Source organism: Enterococcus sp. DIV0167 (assembly GCF_050541555.1).
Taxonomy (GTDB): domain Bacteria; phylum Bacillota; class Bacilli; order Lactobacillales; family Enterococcaceae; genus Enterococcus; species Enterococcus faecalis.
Window position 1 is genome coordinate 2623653 of record NZ_CP172933.1, and the last position, 13760, is coordinate 2637412.

The window sequence follows — 13760 nt, forward strand, 5'->3', positions numbered from 1 at the left end:
AAAGTGGCTTTTTTTAGTTTGTGTTCTGCGTTAAAAATTCATACATATTAGGTTCTACAGGTGTTTCTAAGGTAAAGTCTAGTTTAACGACGCTTTTTTTCTTACCCTCTTTGTCTTGTTTTTCGACTTGTTGGATAGTTTCTTGAAGAGGGACTACTTCGCCTAGATAATAGAAATCTGTTTCATTATTTAATGAACCTAATCTGCAAATTTAAATTAAAATAATTTTTGTTATGTTCTGTGTATATCTTACCAAAACCATGTCTTCCTTGTGATCCATTTTCAAGTTTTGTATTTAAAAATAAATATTTTTTTAATGCATTGCGATTGTATATATGAAAACAAGCTAACTCCCCATCTTTTTTCACTACAATATACCCTCCTGTTGCTTCGTCATCTCCATCCCAGCGCTTGCTAGGCATCATGCCTAACGCAGCATTCATTAATAATTGCTTAACCTTATGAATTGTCAAATCCAGCATATCATTATCAGGTATGTAACTGGTTTTGTAGACTTCGTCTAATTTTGTAATTTGATTGATATTTGAATATAATAATAAATCTGCTATAATATTAGGCATTTTATAGTCTATCATCTGTAAGTTAAACTTAAAATTATCATTTACACATTCTTTAAAATTTAGAGTTATACCCTTATCTATTAACTCTTTTAGCCTTACCGAAGGCCCTCCTTTTAACTGATTTATCCTGTTAACTTCTTCAGGATCTAGTCGTTTTGATAATTCATATCTAAAATTAGTTGCTCCACTAGCATTTAACAAAGTCGGAGCAGACCCTAGCTGAGATTTTATACTAAAATCTAATACTGGTTCGGAACTTGTAAACGAGTCTCGTACTTGAATAGTTATATCGCTCTTTGTATCATTATCTGCGGTTAATTTTTTTATTTTTATACTTTTTAAAAAGCTTTCTATTTCAGGAATACGATTATTACCTCTTCCTTGAATTTCCTTAATATGCTTTAATAAAAAATTAGAATAATAAATAAACTCAGATACATCAATCTCTAACTGAAAAGATTTGTCCATATCAACTATACATATAACAGCACCAGATCTATTGTAATCATATGTACCATTAAATTTCTCTGTACGTATGACTTTTAAAATATTATAAAATATATCTTCATTCAAATTTAAAAATTCGTCTGAACCATATAATTTCCCTTCTGCTAATACCTTTAGAAAAACATATAGTTCACTCCACTCACCTTTGTTCCCTCTTATTTCGCTCATCTAATCTATCTCTCCCAATGCTTGCAACATTTTTATTATATGCTGAGCAATGCTCTCAATTACAGGAATTGTTACTGCATTTCCAAATTGTTTATACTTTTGAGTATCAGAAAGATTATCTGGAAATTCAAAATGATCAACCCCAGAATTATCAACGAAAGCATAGTTTATAAATCCTTGCAACTTTCCCCACTCTTTAGGCGTCATATTTCTAACACCTTTATTATTAATTGGAGTATGCTTATTACTAACGATCTGTCCAGCAAATTCTGTACTGTCTATAACTAAGTTTCTTTCTTTACCTGAACCACCAGTTGCTAAAACTGCATTTGAAATTAATGGTCTCTTTCTAGCTGGATCATTTACAACCATAAAACCAAACCCATTACCTTTAGTAGAATGTCTTTTTTTATGATTTTCTAAGGTATTTAGCATACCTTCTGCTAAATAATATTTAGCAGGAGCATTGACTTCAAGTAAATCGTTTAAATCATTATATAAATTTAAGTCATTTCTACCATTAGGTAACTCTTCTAAAGTTTCTAATAGAGCATCTTTACCAAACTTTTCGTTGCTAAAACCGACTATATATACTCTCGGTCGATTTTGAGGAACTCCAAAATTCCTTGAATTTCTTATAAATTGATTACGCTCCCAAGTCAAATTTCCATAGTCGTCTTCATGAACACCAATTATAGAGTAATTCAATTCATGAACTAAAACTTCCATAATAGTAGAGATAGTATTTCCCTTATCATGAGAAAAGAGATTATCCACATTTTCTAACAAAAATACAGAAGGTTTGTTTTCTTTTATTATTTCCGCAATATCAAAGAAAATAGTGCCTCGTGTAGAATCTAAGAAACCTTTTTGTTGGCCCGCTCTACTGAAAGATTGACAAGGAAATCCCGCTAATAATACGTCAAACTCTTCACTAAGTAATTTATTTTTAAATTCTCGAGAAGTGACATCGCCTGTGGGGTCTTCATTAAATATATGTTTATAGGTTTTTATAGCAAATGGATCTATTTCAGCAGAACATACGTTAGTAAATCTCCCTGTTAGTTCAAACCCTCGTCGTATTCCTCCGATGCCCGCACATAAATCTATCATTTTTAAAGTCATTATTCATCACCACATCTTTTAGTATTCTGATATTATAGCATATCTGAGAGCTAAAATATACAAAAAAAGAACGTATGTTCAAAATAGTGAAGATAATATTTATTAATAAGAAATTATAATATATTTCTAGTTTTGTTCAACCTCATAATACGGGATATATCATCAATCTCCAAAGCATCTGCAATACGTTCAATGTGTTCCAAATAGATTCTTTTTCGCTTGCCATTCGCAAGATTACTGAGATTAGATGGTTCAATACCTGATAATCTCGCTAATTCTCTCAGAGACATATTTCTTTCAGCTAGTAAGTCATTGATCAATACTTCTACTTTAACCGATGTTTTTTCTTGACTCATAGTCATTTTCTCCTTTCTAACTGTTGTCTATATAAACATCGTATAGTAAACTATTTTTATAGTGTTGTTCGTATAGACATGCATTTTATATAAAAGGAGTGTATTTATGAGTAAAGTAGAAAAAGAAAATTTCGTCAGTTCTATCCATGTATACAGAGCAATTCATCGTATGACTCAACAAGAACTTGCAGAAAAGGTCGGTGTTTCGAGACAAACCATTCTTCAATTAGAAAAAAATCGCTATAACCCTTCTTTATTATTAGCTTTTAGGATTGCTAAATTTTTCCATGTGAGGATTGAGGATATATTCGTTGTTAATGAAAGTTAAATAGAAAAATATACAAGTAAACAAAATTAGAAAATTAATTAAAAAGAAATTTATCCTCTGCATAAGTGTATTTTTAGGAGGCGTATAATTTTGAAATCAGGCTCCGTCATTCTATTGGTAATAAAGATAAGCGTGTAATCAGCCTATAAGACTTGTATAGCAGAAATAACACTGTAATTACTACAACAAAAAAAGACACTTTCCAAATTGGAAAGTGTCTTTCAAAATGATAATTGAGTGGCACTCGATTCCCAAGGAAATCTTCGTCCCAGATTGTTTTCGTAAGCGAACACGTTCGCAACGACTCCAAATAATTAACGTTTTGAGAACTGTGAAGCTTTACGAGCTTTTTTAAGACCTGGTTTTTTATAATAGTTCAATAAATAACTTCAATTTCTTTATATTTATTATTTTACTCCACAATCATGTAAAGTCTATTTTAACAAATTACAATAATTTTCTTATAGGTCGTCCCTTAAGCTCGTCCCAATTCTACTCTTTATTCATCACCATCTATATGATCTTTAAATCCTTTTTGGATCAATTTTCTAGCAGGACTTAACTTATCATCTTTTTTATATACTATTAAATAATCTTCAAGCAGTTCGATACATTCTTGAATAGATTTTTCAGGATATTTTTCCATGATGTATATAATGTACAAATATTTTTGATGGTATTCATCATATTTAGAAGCTATATAGTTTCTTTCTATCTCATAATATTTTATTATCAGATTAGCTAAAAATTCAAAATCTAATGTTTCTACATCAAAAATATCATCATAATATTTTTCAAACAACGCTTTTTTCTGATTAGTTGCTCTATCTGGATAACCTTTATAAGAGTACAATAACTGAGCCGTTTTCTCCATTGAGATTCGATGTATATATTTTCCATCTTTTTTTCCCGTATCACCTGATTTACGAACGTATAAAATACCCATTGCTTCTAAATATGCTCCTATTTGAATTTGGTAGTTACTAATCGACTTCAAATCAATAGAAGATATTGCATTTTGACTATTAGTATATTCCGCTATATCATTAGTTAATTCTTTATCTGTTTCTGTTTGAAATAACCGCACCAACACCTCGGCATTCGCTAAGCTCTTTTCATCAAACTGGCTTTTGTTAAACTCATATATAGTTCTTAAAGTTTGTCCACCATTAACGATTTGAAAACCATTAATTGTACATTCAAATTTTTTATTTCCATTTTTATCTCCAGCAGTAATGTTTTTCGCTGTCATTGTTATTCCGTTATTAAACATAAAAAACTTATTAGGATCTTCTTCAATAGTTTTAATAATATTTTTATTAAATTTTGTAGTAGCACCTAAGTATCCTCTTACATTATCAAATAATAAACTTAACTCTATTTCTTGTCCTTGTAATTTGCTATAATCTGCATTTATATTATTTCTTAACTCTTCATCTTTACAAGTAATTCTAATTAATTCTGCTAAAGGCAGTTTAATTAGATAAGATTTACTAGACGACAATTTATCAATCTCATATGTCATTACAGAAGTACTATCCACCATAAATTTCGCACTTAAATCATCAGGAAACCCTGAAATATATGAAACAATATCATCTAAAACTACAGTTTTCACTTTCATACCATAACTATCTTTAAATTGGTCCACCGTTGGATTTTCTAATTCTAAAGCCCGATTTTCATTGGAAACCATAAATAATTCAATAGTCCAAATATCTGCAGAATTTAAAGCTTCGATTATTCTATTAATTTTATTTTTAGTTATTGATGTAACCTTATCTGTATCTTCACTAGCGATATGAATTAAAAATTTGGTAACATCTATCATGTCACCCAATTCTTGTCCTTTTTTAACTTTAAAGCTATCTCTATATTTAAAGTTAAACAGTTGTATCTTTCTTTCTTCCTCGTCAATATTAACTGCATCAACACCTAAATCATTGTTTTTTTGTTTATAAACAATGCTTCTAAAATCTGTATCAATAACCATGTCTACTAAATCACTTATTTCTTTAACATTAGTTATACACTCCAACGCTAATAAATAAAATCCAAATCTAGAACCATTTTTCTCCATTTGCTCGGGAGTCAACTTTAAAAATTCTGAATATTTTTTAGATTTCATATTTACCGTTTTAAAATCGTTAATGTTAGCCATGTACTTCTCCTTTTAATACTTTTTCATCCATTATATCATGATCATGTTTAATAAAATGCCAATCTAGAACAATAATTTTATTTTATGTTTTTTCTTAAATTTATTTGTTACAGACTATCAATTAATTTCAAATCCTCAATAGTTAATGTCGCATCTGATGGTAAAACAGTTACTAAATTATTTGGTAGATTTACTCCCTTAGTCATTCTTTCCACGAGATTATCAGCTAATACTACTAAATCATTTTCATGTTCATTACAAAATTCTATGATTCCGTAAAGTTTACTCCATTCATAAGCTTTTGTATTATAGAATTGTAATTGTCCTTCCGTTTTAAAACCTATAGTCCTCTCAATTAACGAACCAAGTATAGGTGGACGGTCAGTACACCAAAAAATTTTGATTTGCTTTTCAGATGCTTTTTTTAGCCAGTCAGCTATATATTGAGGAATAGCTAATTCCATTCCCATACTGTCAATAATAACCATATTAGGACCACCAACTTTTAACGGAGCAATTGTATCGTCTATATCTAATAATAAATATTTCATTCTATCTTCCCCAATCTATTTTTTATAATGTCATTTCTCTTTCATTCACAATTCTAATAATATCATCTATACTTATTGGTTTATACTTAATCATGTCAACACTTACATTAACTGCGTTTATTCCTAACATTCTATTAAAAAAATCAACTTTATTACTGTGTACATGACCATATAAGTGAATTGAATGTTTATAATAATCCTCCCACTCTAGTATAGGGTAGTGAAATAACACGAATTTTCTTTTGTTATATATGAACGTATAGTAATCTTTTACCCATTCAAAATGGTGTTTTTTAAAATTCTTATCAATTAAATATTCTTCATGATTTCCTTTTATAAGATATTTTTTCCCACGTAACTGCTTTAAAATACTATTGGCATTTTCTCCTGTACATTGATACATAAAATCTCCTAAAATATAAATCTCATCATCAGTAGAAGTTACAGTATCATTCCAATTTTTTATTAATTGATTATTCATATCATCTATATCTTTGAAAGGACGTTGACTAAATTCAATAATTGGCTCATGAAAAAAATGAGTATCAGCTATAAAATATTTCATCTACTTTCTCCTTAAGAATTTTCAATTTTTAATCTTTCCAAATATCTTCTAAACAATTTGGACATTGATAATGAGTATCTGTTTTCAATACATATTTTTTTATTCTAAACACTTCAATAATTTTATCTAGTACTTCATCATTTGATAAAAAGAACTTATCTAAATAAATAATACTATTGTCATTGCTTTCATTATATATCACTCTTCCTCGAGGCACCTCAATATAATCGTCTGTATTAAATTTATAAGAAAGAGAATCAAATAAACGCCAATGGTCTACATTACTATCATATAAACCATTTAAATATCTCCCTTCGTCATAAGAGATTGAATCTGAAATAATCTCATTATTATTTATAATAAAAAATATTCCAATTTTACACATAATTTAATCCCCTCTCATTTTTTCACTTAATTATTAATATATACGATAATTGATGAACTGATTCAACGTATCTGCTGAAATCCAGTTCGTTGGAATAACTTCTAGCATACCATCATCGTAAGCCAATAAATCGCCATCTCCTGAGAAAGCAATATTTGTAACTACTTTTGTTGGATGAATATTGAAAGTATCTATTCCTATTAAATTTAAATTATTAGTTAACTCAATTTTATTAACTGGAGTATGTCCAACTATTTGACATAAATAATTGGGATTTGGATACACTAGAAGATCCCTAGTAAAATCTGCCCATATAGGAGAACCTAAAAACATACTTCCTCCTCTGGAAATTCCCACATTCTTTTCTAATTCATCTATTCTAGATATATATTCTCTATTTATTTTATCGAAATGCCATTCCTCAGGTTCAATTCCCTCACAGTACCCTGCATGACTAACTAAATAATAATCTAATCTAAAAGCTACTTGTAATTCTAATTCAAATAACAAATTGCGAGTCTTTATAAAGAAATTTTTATCTTGTAAAGAATACGCTCTAGGTTGATTAGTCAAATAAGCTGCGTCATGGTTACCTAATAAAAATATACAATTAATTCCTTTAGACTCCATTTTTCGTTTCCAGTTCAATAAATAATTTAAATCATTTATAAATAGCTCAACATTAAATTCCTGAAAGTAGTCATCCACGTAATCACCTATAAATATGATTCTTTTACATTTTAATTCATATGTTTTTCTTTCTATGATTGGTAACATTAGACGTGCTTTTAAATGTAAATCTCCAACTAACAGTGTCTTCATATTATGCTCCCCTCTAACATCATTTTCTACGCTCTTCGTTCAATCTACCTTCAAATTTCTCGTACATTGATAATTTAACTACATTAGGAGTATTTACATACGTTTCAGTTATCTTAGTGTCAGAATGTGTTAGAGCCTCTGAAATTTCACTCATAGACGCTCCTCCTTCTCTCGCCAGGGTTGAATAAGTATGTCGTAATTTATGAGGATTTAATTTTACTAATTCAGGATTTCTTCTACGAATTGAATTCAAACGATAATTCAAATAATCAATATGTACTGGTACATTAATTTCTCCTTTACCATTAACATAAGTAAATAGAAATTGTTCCTTAGTCTGTTTAATATCAATTTGTTTCAGCTCTATTTTTTGATACTCTTTCCATTCTTTTAGTAACTCTATCAAAAATGAAGGTATTGCAATTTTGGTATTTTTCTTACCTTTTGTTGACTTTAACTTTCCAACTTTTGATAAATTTTGTGTTAATAATATATAACCATTCTCAAAGTCTATATGTTTCCACTGCAAAGCATAACTTTCACTCTTACGATCCCCAATATTCAATGTAAGCATAAATAAAACATAATCTTGCATAATTAAAATACCTTCATCGTATTCCTTATTTACCACGTCTAACCATTCAATAAGTTCTCGAGCCGTCATTGATTCCCCCAACCAGTTCACGCTCTTCTTTTAACTTTTGTTTTTTAGGAGCTGAAACATATCTTATTACTTTTTCTATTCGATTATATTCAATGTAATCAAGTAATTCTGCCATTTCAAAAACTTGATTAACATATCCTTTTACAACTTTTATATTAGCATACGTTTGAGATAAGGAAGTTAGTTGTCTCAAAACAAATTCTTTATTTTCATTAAGCCATTTTATCGAGTAATCGCCAAACATTGGTAAAATATGAATTCGAAATATATCTTCTGTATTTTGAATTGTTACACTACTAGGTATTTGTCTAGTTCTTCCTGTTGAACCAGTTTTATACATATCTAACCATGTTTTTTCATAAAATTTTTGAAACTTAATATTTCCTTTTATCTCTAATGCCCTAGAATTCTTTTCTTGTATAACTCTTTGTATTTTTTCTAATATCTTTTTTTCATCTTCTTTAGCCTCTTTAAGAGTTTTAAAGGTCTTTTTATATCTTCCTTTTACACCAGTAATTTCTTGTACTTCTTTAGGATAATAAACTTCTACTCTGTAAGTTCCGTTTTTATTTTTAGTAATTGCCATTTTACTACCTCCAATTAAAAAGCTGAAACATACTTAATATACTCCAGCTTTATTTTAAATAGTTTCTAACGATTGACTAATCCAATCATCTACAGCACATTTGTCATATCTAATTGAACCACCAATAGATATTTTAGGTAAACCAAGTTCTATCCACTTATCAAGCGTATTATTAGAAACATGGAGATACTTGCACAAATCTTTTTTCTTTAAATATCTTTGCTCTAACCCTACATCTTTTCGAGCCTTTCCAATTTCTTCAACCAAAGAATCATAAATCACCATTCGAAGATTATTCAGTTGATTATCCTCTAAAATAATTTTAACTTCACTCATTGGAACACCACCTTCTTAATAATTTTCTTCATTTAAAATTTCTAAAATTCTCTGCTCTATTAATGTTCTATCTGCATCTGTTATTTTCTTATTTCCCATTAAGATTAATTCCTTTAAGTACATTTCAGCATACTGTTCTCCATATGTTTGCTTAAAAGTTTCATAAATCATACTGATAGATTTAACAGTTGATTTTTCTATCCATTGCTTCTTTTCTTTTAGAGTGATTTTTTCTCTTACAATTTTTAAAGGTATTTTTTCAACATCATTAATAAATTTATCCCACCATTTCATATTTGGTAGTCTGCTTTTATTGTGAAAATCCTTTTTCCCTTTTTGTTGTGTTTTAAAACTATAATGCGCTGATAAAATACCTTTAATAATAGTATTTAATGGTTTACTACTAGAGATTTGATAAGCTACTTGCATTGCTTTATTTTCTGTAATTTCTAGCTCCCATCTAACCCATTTATCAACTAAAACTACCTCATCATTATTATCTAATCGTTCTTGTTTCTTGTCATAAATTCTTAGTATTTGTGGACTTGAACCAATATATAAACTATAACCTAATAGTTTACCATCTAAAATTCTACCACTATTGATTTCCATAAATTTATGACTTTTACTTGATAATTGACCTCTTTTAACATAATCTTGTAAAACTTTAACAGAAGGACTTGAAGAATCATATATATCTAATGCTAAATCAATTCTCGTAACTTTTCCTTCTGAACATATTATTGTTTCAATTAAAGCTTGCCAATGCCATCCCTTTGCACTAGACATATATTCTTCATACTGTCTACAACCCTTGCCTGACATATCAACTAAAACACTACTATGCTTTTCTGAATTATGGATATTTATATTAGCAAAACTATAACATCCAGTATATGAAGGGTATGGAGAACTTTTTATTTCATTTGTAAATTCAAAAATAGAAATACACAATATATTCTCTGCAATATCCTTTACAGTACTTTCAGGAATTGAAAATCTTAAATAATCAATCAAACATTCATTACTTTCCTTTGTTTTCAACAGTATTACCCAGAGTAAAATTTTCTGACATAACTTTTACATCGTCAAAAACCCAAGATTCTGCCATAGGTTTTCCTTGACCGACAAAAAGTTTCTTTTGTATCTTTTTAGGTAAAATACTCATCTTTTCAAATGTAATAGGAATAAACTCTCCATCTTCATAAGTGTCTAAAATAGGAATACTATCTTGATTCTCAACAACAACTGTTATCGGAGAGCCAATTTCAGTTCCACCATTTTCAAGAATCAATTCAATAAAAGAGCGATCATACACTTCGAAGAAAATATTATACTGACCTGTTTCAACTAATTCACCTACAGCATTTTTTTCCTTAACAATTCTAGTCGTTAAACCTTCTTTTTGTACAACCATACTTTTAGGAATTTTAAATTGATTTCATTTCAAATTTTAATTCCCCAATATTAATATTTTCACTATCATTTAAAGCCTGTAGCTTTGAATTCTTTAAAATTAATTTTGTCATATTTACCATCCTTTTGTTATTTAATCACCCCAACATTCGGGATTCTAAAAATCACCTAACTCTTAGTTATATAGCTAAGTACAGAAAATCAATTTGAGTTAGATACACCCGTGTTACTCACTGGGTGATAAGCTTAATTTTGTTTTTTTATGTTGGCAAAATTCGCCAACTAGCCATCATATTTTCATTAAGTTTATTTGCCACTCCGTTTGGCGTTAGGAACGCCACATAAACTTAACAAAAACATGACGGAATTTGTCTTTTATTCCATATTATTCACTTTCTCATTACTCAATCTACTACTATTTATTTTTTCTATTTCTCCTAAAAAGTCAAAATTTTTATCAATAAATGGCGTTTCAAAATAAACTGGTTGTTCTGTAACTGAATCAATAAAAATATAGCCACCTCCTTTAATTGTTACTGTTCTATATTCAATATCAGTTGAACCAAATAGCATTTGCCTACCATCTTGAGATAAATTCGAAAGACCTGTTCTAACTTGTAATTGATCTCTAATAGCACCACTTAATACAGTAGTATCTGGTCTTTGTAAAATTATTTCTGCAAAAACACCACATCCTCGACCTTTTAAAACAATGTTATATAAATATTTTTCTATTTCTTCCTTAGTCTTCTTATCAACTGTTTTCATCAACGCTGCATATTCGTCTATGAATAGCACTACAGGAGGATACCCTTTGAAATCTACAAATGTTTTACCAAATGCCGAAATATCATTAAACATTTCTCTATACCTTTGTTCTACCAACTCAGACACTTCTCTTACCATCTTCGCTATTAGATTGGGTTCACACGCTACTTTTTCAGAACCAAATCCAGTCACAAATTTATATAAATATAAATCACTAGCTTTTGGATCACATATCCTAATATCAGCTCCATTCCAAGAGTTAAACTTAATATCTGACATTTGCGAATATGCTAAAATTTTGGAGTTTATAAAAAAACTCTTTCCTGAACCCGTTGAACCTATAGTTAAACCATGACTAACTTTAGATATATCAAATACTAAGGTTTCAGTAATTCTCATTTTTGTTCCTTTAGCGAGCTTTACACCACTGGAAACCTCAATCCTTTTATCTCTATACTTTAAGAAAATAAAATCAATATAAGGCATTTCTTTTAATACTTTTTCCAGTTCCATTCCCATAGTCGCCTCTAGCGTTTCAGAAAAGTCTTTTGAAGATGATACTTTAGTAAATCTATCGCCATCACGATACACACGAATACTAACCTTATTTTTATCAACTTTATAAAATATCCGAATAGCTCGACTAATAAATTTTTCTTTAGCTATTCTTCCATTTCTCGTTACTTCTGAATAATCTTCGTCATATAGTTTTAGGCTTTCAATCATATAGATAATATTTTTTTCAATTATTTCATTAAAATTATTCTTTCTCTGTCTAATCTTTTTTATGATTTGATGATGTATCACTATGCTTAATATTAAAAAAAATACCCATGATAAACCTTTAAACATATTCAATAAAATAATATTTAGCATAAAAATAAATATATAAATTATTTTCCAATTGAGTTTCAATTTTCTAGGATATACGACCTCTATCCATTCATCTTTTATAAACATTCTAAACCTCTTTCTGAATTACGTGTTAACACAAATACACAAAATGTTTTTTAAAAAAATATTTAAGTCGTTAAACCTAAATATTTTTTCCTTCAACTTTAGAATAGTACTCTGCAAATACTACTAACTTTATTACATAACTAAGTCTTATTAATCTTTTACCTGGTTCTTTAGAACGCCAAGTATCTTGATAAGTTTCTAACTCACTTAAAATTTCATCATCTATATATAATCTTGGCGTAACTGTTGTTTCCTCTGAAAAGTCTACTTCCGATAACTTTCTTTTCATTAGTTTTTGGATTTTGCTCCAATCTTCCAAAGAATAATGTTTCGTATTTCTATATGCTTGTTCTATTACGCTACCACTGGTTACTTTCAAGACTATATTGCAAGAAATACCATTCAATACATTAGGACTTATATCAAATAACTTTTTTTCTAAATTTTGAATAAGTCCATCATTCATCTGTTCTCGTAATTCCAATTCCTTATAATTAATTAATTCGTCTATCCATAGTTTAGTTTCATAAGCTAAACGAACGGTTTTATTTACTCTTGTCAAAATAAATCCTCCAATTTATTTTCTTTGGTCCATATTTCTTCAGAACTTCTTGGCCACTCACTATTTTTTTCATTATTTAACTCTCTTTTTATATATATTCCTCTCTCAGTGATACTTCTATTCACTCTAAAAAGGAATTGTTCTATTTGAGATTCATCATTAATTTTCGCATATCCACTAAAATGACCGTCCCAAAATTCAACTGGTTTTAACGATTTATCTAAAAATGAATGTAGATAATATTTCTCTACGAATGATTCCCATGCATCTAAAGGTAATAAAAAATCATAGAAACTTTGTAATGTTAAATCCCAATAATCTAATACTGTAAAACTTCCTCCTCTTCCTGTGTTCATCCAGTTAGGTAAAACAGTAAAATTTCCAATCGTATGTGTTAATTGAGCAAAACATTCAAACTCTTTTAAATTGTTCTTTATTATAGAAAATTTTTGATAGTTTTTATCTTTCAATAGCACTTCATACTGATTTCTTAAATATTTGTTTTTATTAACTCTTATTTCTTCATATATTTCATCTTTATTTTTTGATAAAATAATAGCTTTATGAAAAGTTGTTGTGAATGAATTCATTGTTTCTCCACGTATGGAGTCATCAAATTCTATTTGCCACTCTAATAAGTTATACATAGGATATACTTCTTTGTCACAGTCACCATTGATACCGATATATTTTTCATCAAATATTTTAGTATATTTTAGAGAATGAGCGTTATCGATCAATAGTCCTAATTTGTATTTCAAAAATAAAGAAATCCCATCATCATCATTGCTTTCTGGAGCATAGCATTTTTTAAAGTCCCAATTCCAACTCTCTTTTTCAAAATTTTCTAACCAATTTTGTATATCCATATCGAGCCTTCTCTCTTATTTGTGTTAACACAAATATACGTTATAATTTT

At 28.8% G+C, this 13760-nt stretch carries 16 protein-coding genes and 1 pseudogene; 1 reads left to right on the forward strand and 16 read right to left on the reverse strand.

Annotation, left to right across the window (positions count from 1 at the left end; all coding sequences use genetic code 11):
• Positions 1–13: 13 nt before the first annotated feature.
• From IGM09_RS12595 to IGM09_RS12610, 4 genes are all read right to left on the reverse strand, one after another.
• Positions 14–211 carry a DUF3427 domain-containing protein gene (locus IGM09_RS12595; protein WP_258078205.1) on the reverse strand — a complete coding sequence of 66 codons (198 nt, stop codon included), beginning with the start codon at positions 209–211 and terminating at the stop codon, positions 14–16.
• The gene (locus tag IGM09_RS12600) at positions 186–1256 is read right to left on the reverse strand and encodes an HpaII family restriction endonuclease (protein ID WP_033625203.1); all 1071 of its coding nucleotides are present in this window, start codon (positions 1254–1256) and stop codon (positions 186–188) included. Before IGM09_RS12600 ends, IGM09_RS12595 begins: the two co-directional genes overlap by 26 nt.
• The gene (dcm, locus tag IGM09_RS12605) at positions 1257–2381 is read right to left on the reverse strand and encodes a DNA (cytosine-5-)-methyltransferase (RefSeq protein ID WP_033625204.1); all 1125 of its coding nucleotides are present in this window, start codon (positions 2379–2381) and stop codon (positions 1257–1259) included.
• Between the two features lie 113 nt (positions 2382–2494).
• Positions 2495–2743, reverse strand: coding sequence for a helix-turn-helix domain-containing protein (locus tag IGM09_RS12610; protein ID WP_373408701.1), 249 nt, complete (start codon positions 2741–2743; stop codon positions 2495–2497).
• Positions 2744–2843: 100 nt separating this feature from the next.
• Between IGM09_RS12610 and IGM09_RS12615 the strand changes: the two genes are divergently transcribed.
• Entirely contained in the window at positions 2844–3065 is a 222-nt protein-coding gene (locus IGM09_RS12615) for a helix-turn-helix transcriptional regulator (protein ID WP_002419650.1), read from the forward strand.
• 499 nt (positions 3066–3564) lie between these two features.
• On the opposite strand, the gene IGM09_RS12620 is transcribed toward IGM09_RS12615, so the two are convergent.
• The 12 genes and pseudogenes from IGM09_RS12620 to IGM09_RS12675 form a co-directional block, all read right to left on the reverse strand.
• A complete protein-coding gene (locus tag IGM09_RS12620; protein ID WP_033625206.1) occupies positions 3565–5226 on the reverse strand; it encodes an AIPR family protein in 1662 nt (553 codons plus the stop codon).
• Positions 5227–5333: 107 nt separating this feature from the next.
• Positions 5334–5777: a hypothetical protein gene (locus IGM09_RS12625; protein WP_033625207.1), complete on the reverse strand. Its 444-nt coding sequence runs from the start codon at positions 5775–5777 to the stop codon at positions 5334–5336.
• Positions 5778–5799: 22 nt separating this feature from the next.
• A complete protein-coding gene (locus IGM09_RS12630) occupies positions 5800–6342 on the reverse strand; it encodes a metallophosphoesterase family protein (protein WP_033625208.1) in 543 nt (180 codons plus the stop codon).
• Between the two features lie 28 nt (positions 6343–6370).
• Positions 6371–6727, reverse strand: coding sequence for a hypothetical protein (locus tag IGM09_RS12635; protein WP_033625209.1), 357 nt, complete (start codon positions 6725–6727; stop codon positions 6371–6373).
• A 33-nt stretch (positions 6728–6760) separates the two neighbouring features.
• On the reverse strand, positions 6761–7549 hold the full coding sequence (locus tag IGM09_RS12640; RefSeq protein ID WP_033625210.1) for a metallophosphoesterase: 789 nt from the start codon (positions 7547–7549) through the stop codon (positions 6761–6763).
• A 19-nt stretch (positions 7550–7568) separates the two neighbouring features.
• A pseudogene (locus IGM09_RS12645) lies at positions 7569–8799 on the reverse strand (tyrosine-type recombinase/integrase).
• Positions 8800–8853: 54 nt separating this feature from the next.
• Positions 8854–9135 carry a helix-turn-helix transcriptional regulator gene (locus IGM09_RS12650; protein WP_033625211.1) on the reverse strand — a complete coding sequence of 94 codons (282 nt, stop codon included), beginning with the start codon at positions 9133–9135 and terminating at the stop codon, positions 8854–8856.
• Positions 9136–9150: 15 nt separating this feature from the next.
• Positions 9151–10179 (reverse strand): replication initiation factor domain-containing protein, encoded by a 1029-nt coding sequence (locus tag IGM09_RS12655; protein WP_104662196.1) that lies wholly within the window; start codon positions 10177–10179, stop codon positions 9151–9153.
• Positions 10160–10552, reverse strand: a complete 393-nt coding sequence (locus IGM09_RS12660) for a hypothetical protein (protein ID WP_033625213.1) — start codon at positions 10550–10552, stop codon at positions 10160–10162. Before IGM09_RS12660 ends, IGM09_RS12655 begins: the two co-directional genes overlap by 20 nt.
• A 374-nt stretch (positions 10553–10926) precedes the next feature.
• A complete protein-coding gene (locus tag IGM09_RS12665; RefSeq protein ID WP_050588855.1) occupies positions 10927–12279 on the reverse strand; it encodes an FtsK/SpoIIIE domain-containing protein in 1353 nt (450 codons plus the stop codon).
• Between the two features lie 76 nt (positions 12280–12355).
• Positions 12356–12841: a hypothetical protein gene (locus IGM09_RS12670; protein ID WP_104662195.1), complete on the reverse strand. Its 486-nt coding sequence runs from the start codon at positions 12839–12841 to the stop codon at positions 12356–12358.
• Entirely contained in the window at positions 12838–13710 is an 873-nt protein-coding gene (locus IGM09_RS12675; RefSeq protein ID WP_050588856.1) for a hypothetical protein, read from the reverse strand. The genes IGM09_RS12670 and IGM09_RS12675 overlap by 4 nt, the downstream gene beginning before the upstream one ends.
• Positions 13711–13760: the final 50 nt, after the last annotated feature.